This is a genomic window from Alkalibacillus almallahensis (assembly GCF_011761495.1).
Lineage (GTDB): Bacteria > Bacillota > Bacilli > Bacillales > Alkalibacillaceae > Alkalibacillus > Alkalibacillus almallahensis.
The window spans coordinates 157,317-182,933 of sequence record NZ_JAASRU010000002.1 but is presented as its reverse complement, the minus strand read 5'-3'; the positions used below and the strand labels follow the sequence as shown (position 1 = coordinate 182,933).

The 25,617-nt window shown below is 37.0% G+C and carries 21 protein-coding genes, 2 tRNA genes and 1 other annotated feature; of the genes, 4 read left to right on the top strand and 19 right to left on the bottom strand.

What is annotated here, in order from left to right:
- Positions 1-14: 14 nt before the first annotated feature.
- Positions 15-2,666 (bottom strand): valine--tRNA ligase, encoded by a 2,652-nt coding sequence (locus tag FHR85_RS02930; protein ID WP_167260909.1) that lies wholly within the window; start codon positions 2,664-2,666, stop codon positions 15-17.
- A gap of 77 nt (positions 2,667-2,743) precedes the next feature.
- Positions 2,744-2,970 (bottom strand) — a binding site (T-box leader).
- Positions 2,971-3,084: 114 nt separating this feature from the next.
- Between FHR85_RS02930 and FHR85_RS02925 the strand changes: the two genes are divergently transcribed.
- Positions 3,085-3,273 carry a hypothetical protein gene (locus tag FHR85_RS02925; protein ID WP_167260907.1) on the top strand — a complete coding sequence of 63 codons (189 nt, stop codon included), beginning with the start codon at positions 3,085-3,087 and terminating at the stop codon, positions 3,271-3,273.
- Here FHR85_RS02925 and FHR85_RS02920 read toward each other — a convergent pair.
- From FHR85_RS02920 to hemA, 8 genes are all read right to left on the bottom strand, one after another.
- Positions 3,270-4,277, bottom strand: a complete 1,008-nt coding sequence (locus FHR85_RS02920; RefSeq protein ID WP_167260905.1) for a LysM peptidoglycan-binding domain-containing protein — start codon at positions 4,275-4,277, stop codon at positions 3,270-3,272. The two genes, FHR85_RS02925 and FHR85_RS02920, sit on opposite strands and share 4 nt — an antisense overlap.
- Positions 4,278-4,479: 202 nt before the next feature.
- Positions 4,480-4,797, bottom strand: coding sequence for a hypothetical protein (locus tag FHR85_RS02915; protein ID WP_167260903.1), 318 nt, complete (start codon positions 4,795-4,797; stop codon positions 4,480-4,482).
- A gap of 267 nt (positions 4,798-5,064) precedes the next feature.
- Positions 5,065-6,348, bottom strand: coding sequence for a glutamate-1-semialdehyde 2,1-aminomutase (gene hemL / locus FHR85_RS02910; RefSeq protein WP_167260901.1), 1,284 nt, complete (start codon positions 6,346-6,348; stop codon positions 5,065-5,067).
- A 14-nt stretch (positions 6,349-6,362) separates the two neighbouring features.
- On the bottom strand, positions 6,363-7,340 hold the full coding sequence (gene hemB / locus FHR85_RS02905; RefSeq protein WP_167260899.1) for a porphobilinogen synthase: 978 nt from the start codon (positions 7,338-7,340) through the stop codon (positions 6,363-6,365).
- Positions 7,341-7,344: 4 nt separating this feature from the next.
- Positions 7,345-8,112, bottom strand: coding sequence for a uroporphyrinogen-III synthase (locus FHR85_RS02900; protein ID WP_167260897.1), 768 nt, complete (start codon positions 8,110-8,112; stop codon positions 7,345-7,347).
- Positions 8,112-9,041 carry a hydroxymethylbilane synthase gene (gene hemC, locus FHR85_RS02895; protein ID WP_167260895.1) on the bottom strand — a complete coding sequence of 310 codons (930 nt, stop codon included), beginning with the start codon at positions 9,039-9,041 and terminating at the stop codon, positions 8,112-8,114. The genes FHR85_RS02900 and hemC overlap by 1 nt, the downstream gene beginning before the upstream one ends.
- 16 nt (positions 9,042-9,057) lie before the next feature.
- Complete coding sequence (locus tag FHR85_RS02890; RefSeq protein ID WP_167260893.1) at positions 9,058-9,885, bottom strand: cytochrome C assembly family protein; 828 nt, start codon at positions 9,883-9,885, stop codon at positions 9,058-9,060.
- 19 nt (positions 9,886-9,904) lie between these two features.
- Positions 9,905-11,269: a glutamyl-tRNA reductase gene (hemA, locus tag FHR85_RS02885; RefSeq protein WP_167260884.1), complete on the bottom strand. Its 1,365-nt coding sequence runs from the start codon at positions 11,267-11,269 to the stop codon at positions 9,905-9,907.
- Between the two features lie 197 nt (positions 11,270-11,466).
- Between hemA and FHR85_RS02880 the strand changes: the two genes are divergently transcribed.
- Positions 11,467-11,946: a LiaI-LiaF-like domain-containing protein gene (locus FHR85_RS02880; RefSeq protein WP_167260882.1), complete on the top strand. Its 480-nt coding sequence runs from the start codon at positions 11,467-11,469 to the stop codon at positions 11,944-11,946.
- A 222-nt stretch (positions 11,947-12,168) separates the two neighbouring features.
- On the opposite strand, the gene FHR85_RS02875 is transcribed toward FHR85_RS02880, so the two are convergent.
- The 10 genes from FHR85_RS02875 to FHR85_RS02830 all read right to left on the bottom strand — a co-directional run bounded on the left by FHR85_RS02875 (position 12,169) and on the right by FHR85_RS02830 (position 25,139).
- The gene (locus FHR85_RS02875) at positions 12,169-13,293 is read right to left on the bottom strand and encodes an MFS transporter (protein WP_167260880.1); all 1,125 of its coding nucleotides are present in this window, start codon (positions 13,291-13,293) and stop codon (positions 12,169-12,171) included.
- A gap of 158 nt (positions 13,294-13,451) precedes the next feature.
- Complete coding sequence (yihA, locus tag FHR85_RS02870; RefSeq protein WP_167260879.1) at positions 13,452-14,033, bottom strand: ribosome biogenesis GTP-binding protein YihA/YsxC; 582 nt, start codon at positions 14,031-14,033, stop codon at positions 13,452-13,454.
- Positions 14,030-16,360: an endopeptidase La gene (lon, locus tag FHR85_RS02865; protein ID WP_167260876.1), complete on the bottom strand. Its 2,331-nt coding sequence runs from the start codon at positions 16,358-16,360 to the stop codon at positions 14,030-14,032. Before lon ends, yihA begins: the two co-directional genes overlap by 4 nt.
- Positions 16,361-16,564: 204 nt before the next feature.
- Entirely contained in the window at positions 16,565-17,842 is a 1,278-nt protein-coding gene (gene clpX, locus FHR85_RS02860) for an ATP-dependent protease ATP-binding subunit ClpX (protein ID WP_167260874.1), read from the bottom strand.
- 316 nt (positions 17,843-18,158) lie between these two features.
- The gene (gene tig / locus FHR85_RS02855) at positions 18,159-19,445 is read right to left on the bottom strand and encodes a trigger factor (protein WP_167260872.1); all 1,287 of its coding nucleotides are present in this window, start codon (positions 19,443-19,445) and stop codon (positions 18,159-18,161) included.
- Between the two features lie 130 nt (positions 19,446-19,575).
- On the bottom strand, positions 19,576-20,571 hold the full coding sequence (locus FHR85_RS02850) for a tetratricopeptide repeat protein (protein ID WP_167260870.1): 996 nt from the start codon (positions 20,569-20,571) through the stop codon (positions 19,576-19,578).
- 108 nt (positions 20,572-20,679) lie between these two features.
- Positions 20,680-21,537: a fructosamine kinase family protein gene (locus FHR85_RS02845; protein ID WP_167260868.1), complete on the bottom strand. Its 858-nt coding sequence runs from the start codon at positions 21,535-21,537 to the stop codon at positions 20,680-20,682.
- A gap of 171 nt (positions 21,538-21,708) precedes the next feature.
- On the bottom strand, positions 21,709-22,983 hold the full coding sequence (locus FHR85_RS02840) for a C40 family peptidase (protein WP_167260866.1): 1,275 nt from the start codon (positions 22,981-22,983) through the stop codon (positions 21,709-21,711).
- 385 nt (positions 22,984-23,368) lie between these two features.
- The gene (gene lipA / locus FHR85_RS02835; RefSeq protein WP_167260864.1) at positions 23,369-24,301 is read right to left on the bottom strand and encodes a lipoyl synthase; all 933 of its coding nucleotides are present in this window, start codon (positions 24,299-24,301) and stop codon (positions 23,369-23,371) included.
- 4 nt (positions 24,302-24,305) lie between these two features.
- Complete coding sequence (locus FHR85_RS02830; RefSeq protein WP_167260861.1) at positions 24,306-25,139, bottom strand: lipoate--protein ligase family protein; 834 nt, start codon at positions 25,137-25,139, stop codon at positions 24,306-24,308.
- Between the two features lie 278 nt (positions 25,140-25,417).
- On the opposite strand from FHR85_RS02830, the gene FHR85_RS02825 reads away from it, so the two are divergent.
- Positions 25,418-25,491: transfer RNA gene (locus FHR85_RS02825), tRNA-Gly, on the top strand.
- Between the two features lie 13 nt (positions 25,492-25,504).
- Positions 25,505-25,577, top strand: a tRNA-Arg gene (locus FHR85_RS02820).
- Positions 25,578-25,617: the final 40 nt, after the last annotated feature.

The window sequence follows — 25,617 nt, the reverse complement described above, 5'->3', positions numbered from 1 at the left end:
ACTCATTTCTCATTTTATCGCACATTTTCTAATTCTGCGATGCGTGCTTCAACAGCTTTTTGTTTTTCTAAGTAGTCCTTTTCTTTATCCCGCTCTTCTTGCACAACTTCCTCAGGTGCTTTATTAACAAAGTTCTCATTCGCTAATTTCTTCTGAACACGTTCAACTTCACTATTCCATTTGTTAAGTTCTTCTTTCAAGCGATTGATTTCTTCATCAATGTCGATTAAACCTTCAAGTGGAAAATAGATCTCAGAACCTGTGACGACAGCACTTTTCGATTGTTCAGGCACTTCTAGGTCTGTTTTGATCGTTAATTCTTCAGGATTACAGAAACGTTCTAAATAAATCTGGTTTCGTTCAAGTTCCTTAACGATATCTTCAGACTGTGCTTTGATCGCAATTTTTATTTCTTTGGACATTGGTGTATCAACTTCAGCACGAACATTTCGAACCGAACGAATAATTGAAACAAGGCGCTCCATTTCTACACGTGATTGCTGATTATTATAAGTTGAATCAACTTGTGGCCACGCTTTAACTGTAATGGATTCCCCTTCATGTGGGATATGCTGCCAAATTTCTTCGGTGATAAACGGCATAAACGGATGAAGCATACGTAAAATGTCATCTAGGGTCTTAACCAACACAGATTTCGTGGTTATTTTAGCTTTCTCATCCTCACCGTATAGTGGTAACTTCGCCATCTCAATATACCAATCACAGAATTCATCCCAAATGAAGTTGTATAGATGACGACCCGCTTCACCGAAATCATATCGATCGATATTATGTGTCACTTGTTCAATCGTTTCATTTAAGCGCGTTAAGATCCATTCATCCGCAACTGATTTCTCACCGGATAGATCAATATCTTCGTATCGGAAATCATCTAAATTCATAATGACAAATCTTGAAGCATTCCAAATCTTATTCGCAAAGTTCCACGTCGATTCAACTTTCTCCCAGTGGAAACGTAAGTCCTGACCTGGTGATGAACCAGTTGCTAAGAAATAACGAAGTGAGTCAGCCCCGTACTGATCAATCACATCCATTGGATCAACACCATTACCTAATGACTTACTCATTTTACGTCCTTCTGCATCACGAACTAAGCCGTGGATCAGTACGTCTTTGAAAGGTCGGCGGTCCATGAAATGTTTCGTTTGGAAAATCATTCTTGAAACCCAGAAGAAAATAATATCATAACCTGTTACCAGTACATCTGTTGGGAAATAACGATTTAAGTCATAACTATCTTCATCTGGCCAGCCCATAGTAGAAAATGGCCATAGTGCTGATGAAAACCATGTATCTAACACGTCCTCATCTTGAACCCAATTTTCTTTGTCGCTTGGTTCTTCACGGCCTACATACAATTCGCCTGTTTCCTTATGATACCAAGCTGGGATACGGTGACCCCACCATAATTGACGGGAAATACACCAATCACGTATATTCTCCATCCAATGCAGATACGTTTTTTCAAAGCGATCAGGTACAAAATCAACTTTATCCTCTGTCTCCTGAAGATCAATGGCCTGATCAGCAAGAGGTTTCATATTAACAAACCACTGTGTTGATAAATAAGGTTCAACAACAGCATCACTACGCTCAGAATGACCAACTTGATGCACATGCTCTTCTATATCAAATAAAACCCCTTGCTCTTGTAAATCTTTCACAATTTGCTTACGGCATTCAAAACGGTCCATGCCATCATAATGAGCTGCGTTTTCGTTCATTGTTCCGTCTTCATGCATCACAAGCACACGCTCTAAATGATGACGTTCACCAATTTCAAAGTCATTTGGATCATGAGCTGGTGTGATCTTAACAGCACCTGAACCAAATTCCATATCGACATACTCATCTCCGACAATTTCCATCTCGCGACCAATGATCGGTAAGATAACTTTTTGACCGATTAAATGATTATAACGCTCGTCTTCCGGATGTACTGCCACAGCCGTATCACCTAACATTGTTTCAGGACGTGTCGTTGCCACTTCTATATGACCAGATCCATCTTTAAGTGGATACTTCATATGGTAAAAAGCACCTTGGACTTCTTTATAAATAACTTCAATATCTGATAGAGCAGTTTGAGTACTTGGGTCCCAATTAATGATATATTGCCCGCGGTAGATCAAATCTTGCTCGTATAATGAAACAAACACTTCACGAACGGCATTAGACAAACCTTCATCTAGTGTAAAACGTTCGCGTGAATAATCGACACCTAAGCCCAATTTCTCCCATTGTGAACGGATAAATGATGCGTATTCTTCTTTCCAATCCCAAGATTGTTGCAGGAAGCCTTCACGTCCTAAATCATGACGCGTTTTACCTTCTTCCTTAAGCTTTCCTTCTACTTTTGCCTGCGTTGCAATACCAGCATGGTCCATCCCTGGTAACCACAAGACATCATAACCTTGCATTCGCTTATAACGCGTTATGATATCTTGTAGTGTCGTATCCCAAGCGTGGCCTAAATGGAGACGCCCCGTAACATTTGGAGGGGGAATAACTACTGTAAAGGGTTCTTTGGATTCATCATTTTTCGCTTCGAAAAATTTCCCATCAACCCAATACTGATAACGATCTTTTTCCACCTCTATTGGATTATACTTTGGTGCCATGTTTAATTCTTGACCTTCACTCATTACCAAATCCTCCTTTATTCACGATATGTGTAGTTTAATAAACTAAATAAAACAACAAAAAAAGCTTTTCATCCTTATAAAAGGACGAAAAGCTATTACGCCGATTTCGCGGTACCACCTTAATTTATGAGGATTTCCTCATACACTCAAGTAAGTTAACGGTTTTCCCGGTTTCTTCTACTTCATTTCAAAGAAACTACATTAATTTCAGAGCGACCTTCCAGCTTGCATTTCCGAGGAAGCTTTCAGCCGTGGCTTCCTTCTCTAAAACGGGTACAACACTGTACTCCTCTCTTACTTGTATTTATTCAGAGATTTAATTTGTCTATATTGTACCCAATTTTCATTATATTAGTCAATTACTTTTACACGAAATTGTTTCAGACCGCATAAATTATATCTAGGAGGGATTATTGAAATGGCGCAATTTTATCGATATCGTTTACCACCTTGGCTTAGAAAATGTATTTTCACCATCGAACGTTGCATTTTACCAATCATGATCTTTCAATTAATACGCACATTATTATTTCCTACCACATTGGATGTGTTTCTAGCTGGTGCCATCGTTGGTATATTTATTGCTTTTTACTTAAAATGGATTTAATGAGGGGACGATTTAGATCGACTTGGAACCAATAACACGTCACCCTCTTTTAATTCGAAAGATGATTCGATGTTGTTTAAGCGCTCTAACTGATGAATAGACATATCATATGAAGCTGCTATTGATGCTAATGTTTCATCAGCTTGAACAAAACGTACAGTCATCTTAACTTGCTGACGCTCATCATCTTCTCGGAAAAATTTCGACAGATAGTCTAGACCTTTTTTAACTGGTGATTGATGATCTTCATGATCACTTTTATCTTCATCATAATCACCGTCTACATCTTCTTTTGATGATTTACTCTCACCCTTAGGTTCAGCCTTTTTATCATAATCCTTTGGTTCATCTGTTTTATGCTTGGGTTGATTAACAAATTCCTTTAATGATGTAGATTGTTTTTTGTGCCATATATCGCGACCACTTTCTTGTTCATCATCTTGCTTTTCAGATACTGTTTCGGATTCATTTTGCGTTTGGTCATCATCATCTTCTTCTATTACTGGAAATTGCTTTAATTCAAAATCTGTTGATTCTTGTTCACGTGGTAGTTCTGGTTCTTGACGACTTGCTTCTATGACTTGAGTACCCTCTAATCGAACAGTCGTATAAACCTTGAGTGTCTTAGGTTCAGGTATTTCGTAGTCAAAATAATCAACTATAACATCTACATCCTCGTTACTATTAACCCGTTCATAAGGAATTGAAATATCAACTGGAATCGGGTACTGAAATTCCATAAATCCGTTGTCCAACGCTCGAACTTGCTGAACACTTTGTTGGTCTTCATCCACCATAATCGTTTCTTCCTGTTCTACTTCTCGTGCTAAATAATCACCATGCACGATTAATACGCCTCTGATTTGCATCGTTGATTGCTGATGGATCACATTCACATCTGGATCAATCGCGATGCTATACAAGTCTTCAATTTCTTCACCTTGGCGAAACATAATATGTTCTTGCACATCAAATTGATAAGGTACACCTTCTAATGAACTCATTGTTTTCCCCCTCTACTTAATCATCCATTACTTAATACGTATTAGTTTGAAAAACAAACTATGCGCTTTAAGGGGGGAATCTTTATAAATATTTTCAATATGTAAGATTGAAGACTTCACATCAAGGGATCCTGTTTGCTCATTAATCGTCCTAATAAATTATTTAATCAATAAGCACAATCAATGAATTAATTAACTTCTACTAAGCAAAACAAACATCAACTTGTCCTTCTTCTTCTGCCGTTTCCAAGCAATCTGTTAAAAACTTTTTAATTTGTTGATCATCTAAGTCAATGGACTGCTGATTGAAACGATCAAGTCGCTTTTGAAGTTGAGATAATGCTAGCTCAATTTGTTGTTTCGAGAATGTTTTCTTAGCTCCTATGCCACTGACGCCTCCGTCACACTCTTTTGCGTCTAATAATTGATATAGGTCGTGTGCAGAATCATTAAACATGTGAAAACGCGCATAAGCGATTTGTTGTTGTGATTGATTAACACCATATATGTCATGTCCCATCGTATAAACAAAACTCCCTTTAATATTAATTTTTCAAAAGTTAACTGAAATAAATGCTTAAGAAATGGTTGATTGAAGTGTGGTGAAGTAGGAATCTGGGGATGATGCGAAGTCTTCAAATTTATTATACATCGAACTAACGTTCTAAAACAATAGCTGATAATCTCACTTGAATTGGCCTATAATCGTTAAATATAAAATTTCCCGAACCGATTTTGTTCATATCGATTCGGGAATGTCATTTAAATTAATTTTCTTAATGATAAATTAGTTTTTGTAATGTTTAAAAGCATACTGGATTGCCTGAATCGTTTTCTCGATATCCTCATCCGTGTGTACAGTGGATAAGAACATGCCTTCAAATTGAGACGGTGGCAAGAAAATACCTTGTTCAATCATATGACGATAATATTCGGCAAACCATTCTAAATCAGATGTCTTAGCTGAATCGAAGTCAACGACATTTTCATTAGTGAAAAAGAAACCTAACATTGAACCAGCGCGATTGACACAAAGTGGAACTCCATTGGCTTGAGCCGCTTCTTCAATTCCAGCAACTAATCGATCCGCTTTCTTATTCATGTCATCATAAGATTCTTGTGTTAATTCACTTAACGTCGCATAACCCGCTGCCATAGCTAGTGGGTTACCTGATAACGTACCAGCTTGATAAATGTCACCCGCTGGCGCGATCATTTCCATAATATCACGACGACCACCATAAGCACCGACTGGTAATCCACCACCGATTACTTTTGCAAGACACGTTAAATCAGGCGTCACATTAAAATGACCTTGCGCACAGTTGTATCCGACACGAAAACCTGTCATGACTTCATCAAAAATAAGTAGTGAACCGTAATCATTCGTCATAACACGTAAATATTGTAGGAAGTCATTGACTGGTGGTACGACACCCATATTACCGGATACAGGCTCAACAATCACTGCTGCGATATCATCACCATAATGTTCAAATGCATACTTCACACTTTCTTGATCATTGTATGGAACTGTGATCGTATTTTTCGCGATCGACTCTGGAACACCAGGACTATCAGGTAATCCTAACGTGGCAACACCAGAGCCAGCTTTAATCAAGAGTGAATCAGCGTGGCCGTGGTAATTACCTTCGAACTTCAAAATTTTGCTTCGTTTTGTAAACCCACGTGCTAAACGCAAAGCGCTCATTGTTGCTTCCGTACCTGAATTCACAAAACGTACCATTTCAATCGATGGAACACGATCAATTAACAACTTAGCTAATTTATTCTCATACTCTACGTTCGTACCAAAGCTCGTCCCTTTTTTCATCACATGCTGTAATGTTTCCATCACCTGTTCATGGGCATGTCCTACAATTAAAGGACCCCAGCTAAGCACATAATCAATGTACTCATTTCCTTCAATGTCAGTAATTTTTGACCCTTGACCTTCTTCCATATAAATTGGGTCAACATTCACTGAATTAAATGCGCGAACTGGTGAGTTAACGCCACCTGGCATTAATTCGACTGCTTCATCAAATAATTGTTTTGATCGATTTGTCATTATGAACCCTCCTACTATTCATTCAACCATTTAGCGATATCTTTTGCAAAGTACGTCATAATTAAGTCAGCTCCAGCACGTTTCATTGAGGTGATTTTTTCAAGAACGATTTCTTGTTCATTCACCCATCCATTTTGTGCAGCTGCTTTAATTAACGAATATTCACCACTTACATTATAGGCGACAATCGGTTGGTCATAACGATCTTTCAAATCACGCATAATGTCCAAGTAACTAAGAGCTGGTTTAACAATTAATAAATCAGCCCCCTGCTCAACGTCAGATTGAGCTTCACGATGAGCTTCTAAGCGATTGGCTGGATCCATTTGATACGTCTTTCGATCACCGAATTGTGGAGAACTATGAGCTGCGTCTCGGAAAGGACCATAAAACGCTGAAGCGTACTTGACTGCATAAGACATAATTGGAACATTTGTATAACCCGCTTCATCCAATCCATGACGAATCGCTGTTACAAACCCGTCCATCATATTCGAAGGTGCAATCACATCTGCTCCTGCTTTTGCTTGTGATATAGCAGCCTTAACGAGTAACGGTAAAGTAGCATCATTATCGACGTATTCATCATGAATCACACCACAATGACCATGATCAGTGAATTGACATAAACAAGTGTCTGCCATCACAACTAAATGAGGAGCAATTGATTTAATCCGCTTCGTTGCCATTTGGACAACACCCTCATCATTATAAGCCTCAGTTCCAACGTGATCTTTATGATTGGGAACCCCGAATAAGATAATCGACTTAATCCCTAACGACACAATTTCCTCAATTTCTTCATCTAGACGATCAATCGAAACTTGATAAACGCCTGGCATAGATGGAACCTCATTCTTTTTCCCCTGTTCTTCTAGAACGAAGAGTGGATAAATGAGGTCATCTGTATGTAAATGTGTTTCACGGACGAGATCGCGAAATGTTGACGTTTGTCGTAACCGACGATGGCGATCAAATTGTAATTCAGTCATGTTATCACTCCTTAAAAAAGTATTGAATAGCTTCCGCAAGTCCTTCTAAGGTATAAGTATTTGGTAGTTTAACTCGTTCAAACCCTATTTGCTCTGCATAATTAGCAGTTGTTTTTCCAATAGCGAAACAAGGTGTAGAGGTCCAATTCCCTTGTAACGGACCTACCATGTCCAAAAAGGCATCTATAGTAGAAGGCGATGTGAATACAAAAGCATCGAATGTTGTTGTTTCCATTAAGCATTTTATTCGCTCTTGCTCCGACCAATTAGTCACTGTTTTATAAACAACCAACGAGCGAAATGGAATATTAAAATAGGTTAAAGCTTCATCAATAACTGCTCTTGATTTAGTTCCTTTTATTAATAAAGGGTATTGGGCCTTATAAGTGTGAATTAATTCATCGGCCAGTGAATCAGCATCATAAACATCAGGAATAAAATCTACTTCAAATCCATAAGATGCTAATGTTTCTCTTGTTTTCTCACCAACAGTCACAATTCGTAAGGTTTTCAGAACTTGGGAAGAAATATTCATTTGTTGAAGCCACTCAAAGAAATAGTAAATTCCATTATGACTAGTTATAACAAGCCAGTCATGCTCCTTAATTTGTTCTTCAGTTGATACCGAATCCACAGGCTCAACATAGTCAAACGTAATTAAAGGGACCCCTTCTACATAGAAATCGCCTGATTCATGAAGTGTCAAGAATGAAGAGGCATGCTCTAGAGAACGAGATAACAGGACATGCCGCTTATGATCACCGAGTGTCACTACTCTTCAAGCTCCCGCTTCGCTTGTTCTACAAGTTCTCTAGCGCCTTGCTCAATTAGAAGTTCTGCGGCTTTACGTCCTGCTTCGATTGGGTCTTGCTCCCGAACTGTTTCTTTTAATACTGTTTTACCATCAGAAGATGCAACTAGTGCTTGTAACACGACATCGTCTCCTTCTAACACAGCATATGCACCAATAGGAACGGAACAACTTCCTTCTAATAGATTTAAGAATTGGCGTTCAGCAGATACAGTTCTTGCTGTATAGTCATTATTAATTTGACTAATCAATTGGCGTAAATCTTCATCATCTTCACGGCACTCTAGTGCTAATGCACCTTGGCCTACTGCAGGCAAGCATACATCAGGCTCTAAGAATTCAGTGACAAGATCAGTGGACCAGCCCATTCGTTTCAAGCCTGCAGCCGCTAAGATAATCGCATCAAAGTCTTCTTCTTGCAATTTACGTAAACGCGTTTCAATATTACCACGAATCCATTGAACTCTTAAGTCTGGTCGGTAAGCTTGTAATTGTGCACCACGACGTAAACTACTTGTTCCAATTAATGCACCTTCTTTTAAATCATCTAACATAACATGATTTTCTGAAATAAATGCATCACGGTGGTCTTCCCGATCTGGTATACAGCCAATCATTAGACCTTCTGGTACTTCTGAAGGAACATCTTTCATGCTATGAACAGCCATATCGATCTCATGATTATACATAGCTTGTTCAATTTCTTTGACGAACAAAGCCTTTCCGCCGACTTTTGATAGTGTCACATCTAAGATTTGATCACCTTTCGTGACGATTCTTTTAATTTCGAAACTGTAGTCATTTGATACTTTGTTTAATTGATCGATCACCCATTCTGTTTGAGTGATTGCTAAATTACTACGTCTTGATCCAATGATAATATTGCGCACTTGATAGCCTCCTTATTTATAAACCATGGAAGTTAGACAACATTGATAAAATTAAATAATTACAAAATAAAAATAAGAACGCGAAAACATTCCATTTTGCTATCTTTTTCCCGATTAATTTATGTCTAACTCTAATATATAGAATTATTGAATAAATGCCAATCACAACAAATGATCCAACTGTTTTAGCATCCATCCAATAAAACAAATCATCTGCCGTGTATGCCCATAACACACCTAAAATGAGGGATATTAACAACAACGGCGTTGCAAAAACTGTTAATAGAAAAGATATCTTTTCAAGTTGAGCTAAATTTCCAATTCGCTTAACCAATGAACGCCATCTTTTTCTTTTTAACAGGTAAAACTGAATTAAATACAGCGTAGCGAACGCAAATGATAATGTATAAAGCGTATACGCAACAAAAGCTAAAACGATATGGGAAACTAGAATCTCACTGATAATATAATTTGTAGCAGCAGTTGCGTCACTTGAAGCTATATTTAAAATTGATAAAACCATTAATGAAAAGCCGATTAAATTAACGATAAAAACAACTAAATCGACTTTGAAGAAATAATTTACAACAATCGATACTAACAATATTAACCAAGCATAGAAATATAAACCCTCAACACCATTAAACATGGCAATAAATCCATTTGAATATATATTGCTAAATAAAAGACCTGTTTGTAAAATCCAGACGAATAAAAGTAACCAGAAGGCGAAACGATTCGCCTTCCGGTTCCGTTCAACAAAATCATAGAAATACAACGTTAAGCTTAACCCGTATAATAAGACAATGATTTCATATAATCTAATTTGCTCTAAGATCGCCATGAGAGAACCCCTCTCTCATCTATTGCATTGCCTTAACAAATTGTGCAATAGGAAGTGATTGATTGACTGATTTGTGGCTTTGATGCTTGTTACTCTGTGTTTTAATCTCTTGTTCAACTTCCTCTTCAATGCCAAACACACGAACGAATAATTTCAACATATCATCAGCGTGTTCTTCACCAGCCATTTCTATCGCTTGTAAGATCGGCTCTTTAAGCATTTGGTTGACAATACTTTTCGTATGTTTATTTAACACTTTTTTCTCTCGTGCTGTTAAATCAGGCATTTTACGTTCAATTGATGCCATCGTGTCTTGTTGAATGGTTAATGCTTTTTCACGTAACGCTGAAATAATTGGTACAACACCTAACGTTTTAATCCATTCATTGAATTCATTCATCTCTGATTCAATCATTTGATGAATTTCTTCTGCCGCTTCTTGTCGTTCAGATAAATTATGATCAACAATACCTTGTAAATCATCTATATCATATAGGAAAATGTCATCCAATTCCTCAATATCAGGATCAAGATTCCGTGGAACAGCAATATCAACCATAAATAACGGTTTACCATGACGTGACTTCAACATAGGTTTAAGAAAATCTTTATTCAAAATATAATCATCTGTTCCCACTGAAGTAATCATAATATCAGCATCTTTTAGAACCGTGTCCAATTCATCCATTGAACGAGCTTGTCCAGAGAATTTATCTGCTACTTCTTCAGCCTTCTCAACAGTACGATTAACAACTGTAATGTCTTTAACACCTGAACCATATAGGTTCTGAACAGCTAACTCTCCCATTTTACCGGCACCTAAAATAACCACATGTTGATTTTTTAGGTTATCAAAAATCGTTTTAGATAATTCGACAGCAGCATAACTAATTGAAACAGCATTTTGTCCAATGCCTGTTTCTTTATGAGCTTGTTTAGCATTAGTAATAGCTTGTTTAAACAATTGATTAAACATCAAACCAGACGCATCTTCTTGTTGCGCGCGTTTGAATGCTGTTTTAATTTGTCCTAATATTTGTGTTTCCCCTAATACCATTGAATCTAAGCCCGCAGCTACCTTAAACAGGTGTTCAATGGCTTCATTGTCTTCTTTCATGTCAATGAAATTACCAATATAATCAACATCCATTGAAAACCAGTCAGCTAAAAACTTCTTCACATAATAACGACCAGTATGCAACTGATCGGCAACAACGTATAACTCTGTACGATTACATGTTGATACAATGACGTTCTCTAAAATGCTTTTTTGTTCATTTAGCTGATGCATGGCTTCACTGAGTTGATCATCAGGAAAAGTTAAGTTTTCCCTTATGTTAATTGGGGCTGTTCGATAATTCATTGTCAATACAAGAAAATGCATGTATGTCACCCCTTGATTCATTTCTCTACGTCTAAATACATTGTAACAACTGCTCATATCAATTAAACTAAAAGCAGATGAACAATTTATGAAATTTTGTTCTATTATTTCTTTAGAATTATTATTAATAACTATTTGTAGACTATCACATTCGACATGATGCTTCAAGCAATTTAACTATGAAGGAGACTTATATCGTGAAACAGTCGCAGTCATTTTTAGCTATTACTTTAATTGGTTTCGGTTTATATTTCCTCATTCAGCAATATGATATACCTATTTTATCACAATTTGGCAATTGGCCTTCTATTTTAGTGATCTTAGGTGTTGCGTTTTTATTTAGTGCATATGGTAATAATCAACATGACAATATATTACCTGGGATAATTTTGTTTGGTTTAGGTGTTCATTTTCATTTGTTACAGCATCAAGTAAATTGGATTGATCACTGGGGGATGTACACGTTAATCATTGGTATTGCATTCATTTTACGAGCACAGAAAAAGCGCCAAGGTACGATTATCGGTATTATTTTTATTGTGATTTCGTTTTTAGCTTTATCTGCGTTCGCTATGCCTACATGGCTCGGCTGGTTAGATGTTGTCTTCAATATGATTGAACAATTTTGGCCAATTCTTTTAATCATTATTGGGTTTGTTATGTTGTTTAAGAAATAAGGTCTAATAAAGTCCGTTGTTGATATTGTGATCTGCTCTCGGCGGACGCTTTCCGTGGGCACGGCTCGAGCCTCCTCGGCCCAAATGCATGGCCTGCGGGGTCTCGAGACACGTGCTGTTTCCACAGGAGTCGCCGCCTTCGCTACTCACAATTCAACAACTCACTGCTATACTATTTGAAAATCAACACTAGACTTTAACAGAACAAAGAAATAAAACAAATTATTTTTTGTTCAATTGTCTTAGGATGATCAAATTAATTATGATTAGGCCTACACAGAAGATGAATGGTATGCCCCATGATTGTTGTACAATGCCTGATACACTTGAGCCAGCCACTACGCCAAGTGAAAAGCAGCTATAAAATAATCCATATGCTTTTCCGCGTAAGGTTTCATCCGTACTATTGGTGATCATTTGGTTCATTGATGGAAAGATGAAAGCAAACCCTATTCCATAAACAATCATAGCAACTATAAGCATCGATAAATTAAAGGCAAAGTGCAAAATCCCCATAGAAAATGCAATGATACCTAGCCCTGCGAAGACAAGGGTGAATGGGGTGAATCGAACAAATACCACATTTAATCTTGTCATAAAAATGAATAAAGCTGAAATACCGAATAAACTCAATAATAAACCAGTAGCGACCGTCGTTAATTGAAGTTGATCAACCAAAATTGGTAAAGCAAATGCAAGTGTCCCATTACTTAACATTAACGTGAACGCAACTGTAGATGCCTTCAGAACTCCACGGTTAGTTAAAATTGCATTTAATGTCTGACGGTCTACAGGTGTCTTGTCCTGAACAGGGGACATAGATTTAATATAACGAATACTTAAAACAGCTGTTATAAGAAACACAAACGCCACTAAAATAAATACATAAATGATTTGACCCGCTGCCGCTAAAGCACCACCTAGTGCAGGTCCAACAATCGCCGCAATTCCTATTGAACCCCCAGCAAAAGCCATCACTTTTTTGTTTCCAGTATCCTTCGCCCAATCACCAATTAATGCAAAAGCTGCAGGCACTAACACACCACCGAAAAGTCCATGAACAAAACGAATCCATAATAACTGCTCACCTGTTACAGCTAAGGGATAGAAGAATAGAGTGAAACTTACCAAAACCATACCTATGATTATAATGGGTTTTCTTCCGATCCGGTCCACCCAATAACCACCGATTATATTACCTAAAACATTTGATAAGGAATACATCGCGACAATGACTCCCGCCAGTGTTTCACTTGCCCCCAAACTTAATGCATAAGGCGTCATAATAGGTAGTTGAATAAAAGTATCAATAAAAGCGATCACCACAACGACATATAAGAACCTCATACCATTCAACACCTACCCTATCGACTATTTAATCTCTTACATCCATTATAAAAGCTAATCGTGACTAATAATTTGAGCTATATCACAATTCAGTATTAATTTTGTGACAAACCAATGAAAACACGAAAAGATCCCGACTCATTCATCGGGATCTTCACTTATAAATACTGTTTCAATGTCTGCCAAGCTTGATCTTTTCCTTCTCCAGTTTCCGCTGAAAATGGAATCACAACATCTTCTGGTTCCAGCTCTAATTCTTCTTTTACCGTTTTAAGATGTTTATCACGCTGAGATTTCTTCACCTTATCTAATTTCGTCGCGATCACAATCACTGGTAAGTCAAAGTACTTCAAATAATCATACATAATTAAATCATCTTCAGTTGGTGGATGACGAAAATCTACAATTAATACGGTCGCTTGAAGCGTTTCGCGCGTCTGAAAATATTCTTCCATCATACGACCCCAAGCTTCTCTTTCACGTTTAGAAACTTTAGCATAACCATAGCCAGGTACGTCTACAAAATAAAATGCATCATTAATATTATAAAAATTAAGCGTCTGTGTTTTGCCAGGCTTACCTGACGTACGAGCTAAGTTTTTACGTTGAATCATTTTATTTATAAATGATGATTTCCCTACATTCGACCGACCAGATAATGCAATTTCAGGTTTTTCATCTTCAGGGTATTGAGCTTTACTAGCAGCACTTATGACGATTTCTGCATGATTGACTTTCATCGTATCGCCTCCTTAGCGAGTAACGCATGGTCTAAGACCTCATCTAAGTGACTCACTTGAATAAATGTCAGCTGTTCACGGACACTTTCTGGAATATCTTCTAAATCTTTTTCATTCTGAGCAGGCATTAAAATCGTAGTTAACCCTGCACGATGGGCGCTTAAAGATTTTTCTTTTAAGCCGCCAATTGGTAAAACACGTCCACGTAAAGTAATTTCACCAGTCATCCCTACTTCTTTTCGTACGGGACGATTAGTCAAAGCTGACACTAAGGCAGTGGCAATCGTGATCCCTGCAGATGGGCCGTCTTTCGGTGTAGCCCCTTCTGGAATATGAATATGGACATCATACTTTTCATAAAAATCTTTTTCTAACTCGAATTCATCTGCTCTTGCTCGAACATAGCTGAAGGCAGCCTGAGCTGATTCTTGCATGACATCACCAAGTTTACCAGTTAAGGTTAATTTCCCAGTTCCTTGTACAATCGACACTTCAATCGCTAACGTATCGCCGCCAGCTTGTGTATAAGCTAAACCTGTCGCTGTTCCAATTTGATTCTCACGTTCAGCTTGTCCGTACCGGAATTTCGGTTTGCCTAGTAATGTCTCAAGTTGATTTTCAGTCACAACTACTCGCTTCTTCTCTTCTGAAACAATTTTCTTAGCTGCTTTACGACAAACCGAAGCTATTTCACGTTCAAGATTACGCACACCCGCTTCACGCGTATACATCCGGACAAGTTTTAAAATAGCATCATCACGGAATTGTAATTGTGACTTTGTTAAACCATTTTCCTCGAGTTGTTTCATGATTAAATGTTCTTTAGCAATATGCAACTTCTCCAATTCCGTATAACCCGCAATAGAGATTACTTCCATACGATCTAACAAGGGTGCAGGAATAGTGGATAAATTGTTAGCAGTTGCTATAAACATAACCTTCGATAGATCATAAGGCTCTTCTATAAAGTGGTCGCTAAATTTATCATTTTGCTCAGGATCTAACACTTCTAACATGGCTGAAGATGGGTCCCCACGGAAATCACTGGCCATTTTATCAATTTCATCTAATAAAAAGACTGGATTAACGGTGCCAGCTGATTTCATGCTTTGCATAATTCGCCCTGGCATTGCTCCAACATAGGTTCTGCGGTGCCCTCTTATCTCTGCTTCGTCACGGACACCTCCAAGTGAGGCTCTAACAAATTCCCGGCCAACTGAACGAGCGACTGATTGAGCTAACGACGTCTTACCAACTCCTGGTGGTCCAACCAAACATAATATCGGACCACTAGCTGAATCCGTCAATTGTTGAACCGCAAGATATTCTAAGACACGTTCTTTCACACGATCTAATCCATAATGATCTTCATCTAGTACATTCTCTGCTCGTTTTACATCTAAATTATCTTCTGTTTCATTCGTCCATGGTAAAGCAACCAACCATTCAATATAATTACGAATAACTGAACTTTCTGCAGAACTTTGAGGAACTTTCTCATAACGATTTAATTCTTTATGGGCTATTTCCTCGATACGCTCAGGCATTTCAGCTTCTTCGATTTTTTCTTTTAGCTCATCAATCTCGCTTGTTTTACCATCTCGTTCCCCTAGCTCTTTTTGAATGGCTTTCAATTGTTCTCGCAAATAATACTCTTTTTGAGTTCGCTCCATCGACCGTTTAACGCGTTGACCAATTTTCTTCTCCATCGAAAGAACTTCTTTTTCATTTTGGATGGTTTGGATAATATAGTCGAGTCGATCAGGAACATAAGCTGTCTCTAAGATATGTTGTTTTTGTTCAATTTTAAGGGACAAATGTGAAGTCACTATATCAGCAAGGCGACTGGATTCATCAATGTCTTTTACAGTGTCATAAGTTTCACTTTTTGTCTTTTTAGAGACCTTTGTATACTCACTAAATTGGTTAATTAACATACGCATCTGAGCTTGTTCTTCAGTGTCATCACCATGTTCATCATGAATGGATTCGTATGTCACTGTAAAGAACGGTTCTGCCTGTTTGATTTCCTTAAGTGTTGCTCGTTCTAAACCTTCAATTAAAATACGGCTTGTCCCATTCGGTAATTTAACCATTTGTTTAATATAAGCGATTGTTCCAACTTCAAACAGGTCATCTTGAGTTGGTGTTTGAACAGATGTATCGCGTTGAGCTACGAGTAATAATTTTTGATCATACATCATGGCATCCTCTAACGCTTTGACAGAATGCTCTCGTCCTACATCTAGATGTTGAACCATTGAAGGGTAAATAATCACGCCCCTAAGTGGTAGTAATGGAATAATCGTTTCATGATCTTGATTCATTGTTTGCACCTCCGAATACGGTCGCAACTTCTATACTGGAAGCTATGTTAACTTATTAAGTTTAAACAATACTTATAGAAGCCACGATTATAACTGTAGTTTACACGTTTCATGTTCATTTCATAATAGGTCATACACAAAGAGGGTACTCTCACCTAAACGAGGAGAGTACCCTCAAAGCTAGCCAATCATCACGATTCGTTTTTATGCGCTTTCTCTGGGTGTTTCTTTGTTTTGATCAACCACTGTTCCGTCACTTAGGACTAACGTTGGCTTACCATTTTCGCCCTCGACTGTTTCGCGTGTGATAATACATTTCTCAATATCATCACGAGATGGTAATTCGAACATCACATCAAGCATGATATCCTCAATAATTGAGCGTAAACCACGCGCACCAGTGTTTCGTTCAATTGCTTTATTAGCAATCGCACGAAGCGCATCATCTTGCAATTCTAACTCAACGTCATCAATTTCGAATAGTTTTTCATATTGTTTTGATAGAGCGTTTTTCGGTTGAGTTAAGATATCGACTAAAGCATCTTCATCTAATGGTGTTAGGCTACCAATTACTGGTAGACGGCCGATAAACTCCGGAATTAATCCATAACGCAGTAAGTCTTCTGGTAATACTTGTGTCAACAGTTCTGACTCTTCAAGTTGTTCGCCAGTTGATTCTGAGCCAAACCCAATCACACGTTCACCAAGACGACGTTTAACTGTTTGGTCAATGCCATCGAATGCGCCACCTACAATAAACAACACATTCGTCGTATCGATTTGGATAAATTCTTGATGAGGATGCTTACGTCCACCTTGTGGAGGTACACTTGCTTGTGTTCCTTCTAAAATCTTAAGCAATGCTTGCTGGACACCTTCACCTGAAACATCACGTGTAATTGAAGCGTTCTCTGATTTACGTGCTACTTTATCGATCTCATCAATATAGATAATACCTTTTTCTGCTTTTTCAACATCATAGTCAGCGGCTTGAATTAATTTGAGTAAGATGTTCTCAACATCTTCACCAACATAACCAGCTTCAGTTAGTGATGTTGCATCAGCAATCGCAAAAGGCACATTTAAGATACGTGCCATTGTTTGTGCGAGTAATGTTTTACCACTACCTGTTGGACCTAGTAGTAAAATGTTACTTTTTGATAACTCAACATCATCTTCTTTGCTGCTTGAATTAATACGCTTGTAATGATTATAAACAGCAACAGATAGAGATTTCTTCGCTTCTTCTTGCCCAATGACATAATCATCTAAGATATCACAGATCTCTTTAGGCTTAGGAAGCTCTGTCATTTCCTCTTGTTCTGTTGAGCCTAACTCTTCCTCAACAATTTCTGTACATAAATCAATACATTCATCGCATATATAAACGCCAGGTCCAGCTACTAATTTGCGGACTTGATCTTGTGTTTTACCACAAAACGAGCATTTTAATTGGCCTTTTTCATCACTAAATTTAAACATACTTTCACCCCATAAATTATCTGTAGTTAACCATGATATGTTTGACAAAACATTCATTCATACTACTTAACATTCTAATTGAAATACTTTTTAATTCACAAATGAAGATATTAGAACCTCATTCATTTTACACATTCCATTATGTACTTCTCAGACGTTTAAGTCAAAAGAAAAACTTATATATAACATTATGTCTATTCTTACCAAGGTGTGTACAATTAAACCTTTATTATTAACACCATATGCCTGCAAAACAAAACATTATGATGATTGTAAAACAAGGCACGTTAAAAACGCGCCTTGTTTTATATTATATTTATACCGTTTTGGCATGTTCAGCCAAGAAGTCAATTGATTTCTTAAGCTTCAAGTCTTCATTAAGTGCTTCAGTGTTGCCACCAAGCATTTGTTTTAGCTGTTCTATATCTGTTTGATACATTGAAGCCATTTCTTGTAATTGATCTTCAATATCTTGTTCTGTAACTTCTAAGTTTTCTTCTGCTGCGATTGCTTCTAGCGTTAAGTTAGTGCGAACACGTTTCTGTGCATCTTCACGCATTTGCTCTTTAAGATCATCTTCACTTTGACCAGAGAATTGATAATACATATCTAGCGTCATGCCTTGCATTTGTAGACGTTGTTCAAATTCTTGCAACATACGATCAAGTTCAGAATCAACCATTGCATCAGGAACTTCAACTGTAGCGTTATCAGAAGCTTTTTCGACTAATGTTTCACGCTTTTCTTGATCAGCATTTTGTACTTTTTGTTCTTGTAAGCGCTGCTTAGTATTTTCGCGAAGTTCATCTAGTGTTTCAACTTCTTCTTCAGCATCTTTTGCAAGTTCATCATCAAGTTCTGGTACTTCTTTTGTTTTCACTTCATGAATTTTAACTTTAAATGTTGTTTCTTTACCAGCTAATTCTTCTGCTTGATAATCTTCTGGGAATGTTACTTGAATTTCTGTTTCTTCTCCAGCAGATTTACCAACTAATTGTTCTTCGAATCCTGGAATAAACTGACCAGCACCTACTTCTAATGTGTGGTTTTCTGCTGAACCACCTTCGAATGCTTCACCATCTAAGAAACCTTCAAAGTCAATAACAACTGTATCGCCATTCTCAACTTGTCCTTCTTCTTTAACGACAAGTTCAGCATGTTTTTCTTGTAATGATTTCAGTTCTTCTTCTACTTCTTCATCTGTAACAGTTGTATCTTGCTCTTCTACCTCTAAGCCTTTATATTCGCCTAGCTCAACTTCAGGTTTTACTGTGACAGTCGCTTTGAAAATAAAAGGTTGACCTTTTTCAATTTGTTCAACGTCAACATCAGGACGATCAACAGGTGTGATCCCTGTTTCCTCCACTGCTTTCATATAAGCATCAGGTAGTACAATATCAGCTGCATCTTGATAAAGAGACTCAACACCAAAGCGTTGTTCAAAAATACCACGAGGCACCTTACCTTTACGGAATCCTGGCACCTGAACATCTTTGACAACTTTTCTAAAGGCTTGGTCTAGCGCTTGGTCGAATTCCTTCGCATCCACTTCTACCGTTAGGACGCCTTCATTACCTTCTTTCTTTTCCCATTTTGCTGACATAATTCTTCCCTCCAACATCTATTCATCTACTTTATTGTCGTTTGGTTCATGCAATCACTATTCATGCATAATGCAACTCATATATTATAACATAGAAACTTAGACGTTCAACACACATGTTTAACGAATTTTATTCACCAATTTGAGAGAAATATATTTTCTCTAATCGCTCTATATCCTTCATCCATTCCTGTTGTTCAGGAGTAGCTTCTTGATGTTTATCCACACCTTCATTTAATTGTAAGTACTGCTGAGCCAACAATAAAACTGCTTCGCCTAAATCGGTCACATTATTTTGCGTTGGCTGAGGTACGAACGGAAACTTTATGTATAAATAGCGATACAGAATTTGTTTCAGAAATTCAAATAAGGTAGGATCATTTTGCTCAACATCCTCTAAGTAATGAATCACACTTTTGGCAAATGACGTATCTAAAACATCACTTAACTCAACTGGCCTAACGTGATCAGATTCACCAAACTTTTCGACCTCAACGGCTTCTTCTACCTTTTCTTCCATAAACCATTGAAGGATTCCTGTTTTAATCACTGGATTCAACCTCGTATCACTTAGATAGGGCTTGACCATTTCTAAATAAGGATCAACTTCGTGTTTTCGGTGATAAGACAGTAACTTCCATTGTTCTTGAAAGTTTCCATTCTCCAGTGCCTCAATAAAATGATTGATATGTTCTACTGATTCTGTCTCAGATGCAGAAGCACGCATATCTGCACTCACATCGTATAATTGTTGAAATGCATCTTGATATTCAAACGGAACCGTTTCTGTTTCAAATATCTCATCCAGTAATTCAATTAAATCTTGGTACTGGCTCGTCTGAAATAGAATGGTTAAGTAAATATGTAAATACTTATAATAATGATCTTGATCTTCCCGCATTAACCTTCTGCACAAACTAATCGCTTCATCATAACGAGCTAACTCGACGTATGCGATTACTTTTGCTGTGATAATGTCATGGGAGGCTTCATTAAAATCTTCTAACTTTTTAATATGTAATAATGCTTCTTCATAATATTTCTTCTGAATAGCTTCATACGTTTTATTTTCTAATTCCTTTCGCCATCGAGGAAACATGACTACATCTTGCTTATCATCACTCATAATCTCACCTCCTTCTAGCGTATCTATAGTTTACCCATTTTAATTATTTCAAAACATTTAAGTACACACCTAGTGTAGCAGAAATCGATGATTTAATTAATATTATTTTCAACCTACATAATAGTTTACAATGCGATCTACTGATGCACCATACACCTCACCAAATATATTTAAATGTACAAGCAGGTAAAAAAGTTGATAAAGTGGCTTAACATCAGAATAATAAGGTTCGATTTGATTGGTTGATCGATAACCTTCATAAAATTTGTTTGAAAATCCACCAAACAGTTCTGTAAACGCTAATTCAAAATGACGATCCCCAAATAAAAATGATGGATCTAAGACATAAGGATCCCCATCTTTTGAAAACATCCAATTCCCACTCCATAAATCCCCGTGTAAATATGAAGCATCGGGTTTTTCAGGAGTTAAGTACTCAATCCGTTCTAACAATTGATATGCCTTCCTTTGTCGCTCATCTTTAATTACACCAAGAGATTCACCAATTTGAATCTGGTTCAACAAACGTTGATCTCGATAATATTTATTCCAAGACTCGTATAAATCGTTAGGTTGCTTAAGCGTTCCGACATATGTGAAATGCGGATAACCAAAGTAATCATGCGTTTGTTTATGTAATTGACCAATCTGTTCGCCAAGTTGTCGTTCATCACCATGATTTTGTGCGTCAATCCATTCTAATATTAAATAACTTAAATCATCATGATCATTCACATCGATCACGCTCGGAACATTGATCGTATTAGTTTCATTAATTTTATGAAGTCCTTCTACTTCTCGATTGAAAAATGCTTCTGGACCTTGCTTATTCACTTTTACAAAATACTCTTGGTTCATTGTTTGAACATAGTAGCTATCGTTTATGTCCCCACCAGAAACTGCCTTCAGTTGATTAATGGATTCACCCGTTACGTCTGAAATAATCTTATCTAAACGATTTGACATAAGTTTCGTCTCCCTTGCATATGATTTAACTAGTTTTATCCTAACAGCCAATGAGTATTAGTTGCTAGTTTAAAAATTTGAGTAAAAAAAACCGAACTAGCTGTTTAATAAACAGTTAGTTCGGGTACCTGTTAACTATCCGTATTTTATAAAGTAGAGATCAGACTTAACTTACTGTAAACGACGAACGTGACCGCTAAAGTTGTTAGCCCAGTAGCCTGAATTCATATTAGCAATAGCTACTCCCGTTGAACTTTGCGCACCTAAGAATCGTCCGTTTCCTAAGTAAATACCAACATGACCATTTCGTCCATTTGTATCAAAGAATACTAGGTCACCACGTTGCATTTGACTAGCAGAAACACGAGTTCCTACATGGACAAAATCAGAGGTGCTACGACCGTCAACATTCAATCCACCTTGTTGAAATGCCCAAGTTAAAAATCCTGAACAATCAAAACCTGATGTTGATAAGCCACCCCAAACATAAGGAGTTCCTCGTTGTGACATACCTGCTTGGATAACACTTTCCATGCTGCCGTTACCACTTGGAGCCGAGCTTGATTGATTGCTGGATTGACTAGATGAATCATTAGAATCGCTAGAATTACTAGATGAACTACTAGAATTATTAGATGAACTACTATTTGAACTGTTATTAGATGTTTCTTGTGATGCTAATGAAACAGGTTGATTTTGTTCTTCAATTTCTTGTTCTATACTGTTTTGAATAGAAGCTAAACGACTATCTTCTACCTGTAATTCTTCTTGTAAGGCTACTAGTTCACTTTCTTTATCTTCTAATGTTTGAGCTTTGTTTTCTGTTTCTTCCTTTTGAGTTTCTAAAAGGTCGTTAATGCCAACAATTTCTTCTTTTTTACTCTTAAGTTCACTCATACGATCTTTTAATGCCAGTTCTTTTTCTTCTAGTTCTTTTTGGTCTGAAATATGCTGTTCAACCAACTTTTTATCAGAATCCATCACTTTATTGACTGTTGAAACACGAGAGACAAAGTCTCCAAAGCTACTAGCACCTAGAACAACTTCGATATAGTCAACACTACCACCATTTTTTTGTAGTGATGATAATCGATTTTTTAAGACATCTTTTCTCGTATCAATTCTTTCTTGAATTTTTTCAATCTCTTGTTCTAGTTTTTTCGCTTCTTCTTCTTTAGTTTGGATTTCATCTTTTGTGTCCTTTAACTTTTCTTCGTTTTTCTCAATTGCTCCATTTAATCTTTCAATCTCTTGATCTAATGTTTCTAATTCTGTCACAACATCAGCTAACTCTTGCTCAGCACCTGATAATTCCTCTTGTAATTGAGCTCGTTCTTCACTAACTTCATCTTCACGTTCTTCTAAACTCGGTTCAGCATATGTATTTATGGCGATCAAACTGCTGAATGAAACAAACAATATCGTTAAAAAAATAATTTTCCTCATGGATTCAGTCACCTCTAAATTTACTCTACTTTTATACTCTGTTGCTTAGTATAACACATGTGTCACCTTATGAATTTTACAATTATATTTCAAATTATTATATTACTATTAAAATTATTGCATTCGATTTATTTCGACAAACTTTAATTACTCACCAAATTTATGTGTTTTGCTAGATTAATAGAAATGATCTGTAATGACCTTTAAAACTAAATGTTCTATTTTATTGAACTGTATTTTTCAATAATTATGTATATTCACCCTGATATAACAGGTTGAATTCAGGAAAACTCTATAATCATCTACTAGAGTCATAACCAGTACATTAACTAAAAAAGCTAGTTTGAATATAAAATAATATTATTCAAACTAGCCCCATTGTTAATTAAAATACTGATTTACCTTCTTGTTCCTCGACCCCTTGCATATACTTAATTCGATTTTGAGTCGATGCATTCACTTGTTCATCAGCATGATAAGAAGAACGCACTAAAGGTCCAGACTCACAATGTGAGAATCCTTTTTCTAACGCAATCTGTTTTAATTCCTCGAACTCGTCTGGATGGTAGTAACGTTCCACATTTAAATGTTTACGGGTTGGTTGTAAATATTGCCCAATAGTCACAATATCAACGTTATGTGCGCGTAAATCATCCAATGCTTCTATTAATTCTTCTTTTGTCTCACCCAAACCAACCATGATACTTGACTTTGTCGGTGTATTAGGTGCAATTTCTTTAACACGCCTTAATAATTCTAATGATCTTTCGTAACGAGCAATAGCCCTTACCTTTTTAGTTAGTCGACGAACTGTTTCAATGTTATGGTTAAATATATCAGGTCCACTGTCCATCAACGTATGTAAACTTTCGTAATCACCTTTCATATCTGAAGGTAATATCTCGATACTACACCCTGGATTTTCACGACGAATTGCATTAACTGTCTCAGCAAAAACAGCCGCGCCACCATCATTTAAATCATCCCGTGCAACAGAAGTAACAACAACATGTTTTAATCCCATAACTTTAACAGAGTCTGCAACGCGTTGTGGTTCATTCCAGTCCAATTCATTCGGAAGACCCGTTTTAACTGCACAAAACCTGCACCCGCGCGTGCAAGTATCACCTAAAATCATAAAGGTAGCTGTCTGACGCTCACTCCAGCACTCATGAATATTTGGACATTTCGCTTCTTCACATACCGTATTAAGCCGATTATCACGCATTAATTTCTTTAAACTTTTATAAGATTTATTCGTGTTCAATCGTGTTTTAAGCCATTCAGGTTTTCTAACATAAGTCGTTTGATCTGCCATAACATTATGCCTCCTGTCTATTTCGTTTAAAATTCCAGTTATCATTTCCATATTTAAATTTTACTAACTGGTAAACTTCATCCCACTGTTCCTTCGTTAATTCATAAGGTACTAACTTAACATCAAATGCTTCATCAAATCCTTTCTTAAGAGCATTTTTTACATCATCATAATTGAATTCATCATGATTCAACTGATTAATTGTTGTTGCTTTCTCTTTAAACAACTGGCGTCTATGGTTTTTAAATTCCTCATTTGGAAATCGAAATAAATCAAAAAGCATTGTCGTATCAAGCGTCAATGGAATTGAACCATGCTGCAATAAAACACCATCTTTTCTGATCTGAGCATTCCCGGATAATTTCTTTTCCTGAGCAAGCAACTCATAATAAGCAGGACGCTCAAAACAAACATCGCTTCTATTTGAAGCACTTTGTTCACTTGGCGTTGCATGCTCTACTCTAATTCCTAACTGCTCAAAGCCTTTCACTAGACCCTGAGACAACGTATAATAAGCATCTTTAATAGACGATGAAATCATTTGATGGTCTTCAGGAAGAACGATACTATAAGTCAATTCATCATCATGTAATACAGCACTTCCACCTGTTAATCGTCTTACAAATTGACAATGATAGGCCTCAACTGATTCAAAATCAATGCTTTGTTCAACAGATTGAAATTGACCGACTGACAAACTCGGCTCGGTCCAACCATAAAAGCGTAGTGTTGGTTTCATTTTACCTTCCTTCTGCCAATTTAATAAACATTCATCAACAGCCATATTCACATCAGCATCTAATAGTCCATGTTCAATCACAAACCACTCTTCCGCCATCTCATCACCTCTGTATGCATTCATTAAATTGTTAGTTAGCTTACGATCGTTCTTCAAATTCATATTAATAGCAATTCATTTTCGTTATTGGATGGACATATAAATTACTTACAAAAAATTGTAACAATTTAAAATAGTAAAGTAAATATGAGATTCTGCGATTGTTTTAATTAAATTTAGGGTTACAATATTGACAACTACAGCCTTGCTTTATATAATAAAACTTGTCGCAACAAAAATGTTGTTTAATATGATTAAAATAATTTCATATGTGTGATGCGGGTGTAGTTTAATGGTAAAACCTCAGCCTTCCAAGCTGATGTTGTGGGTTCGATTCCCATCACCCGCTCCATTTTTTTGACGTTGTCCCGGTAGCTCAGGGGATAGAGCAACAGCCTTCTAAGCTGTCGGTCGCAGGTTCGATTCCTGCTCGGGACACTCAATTTTAAAACGCTCAACCCTTTATATGACGAGGGAT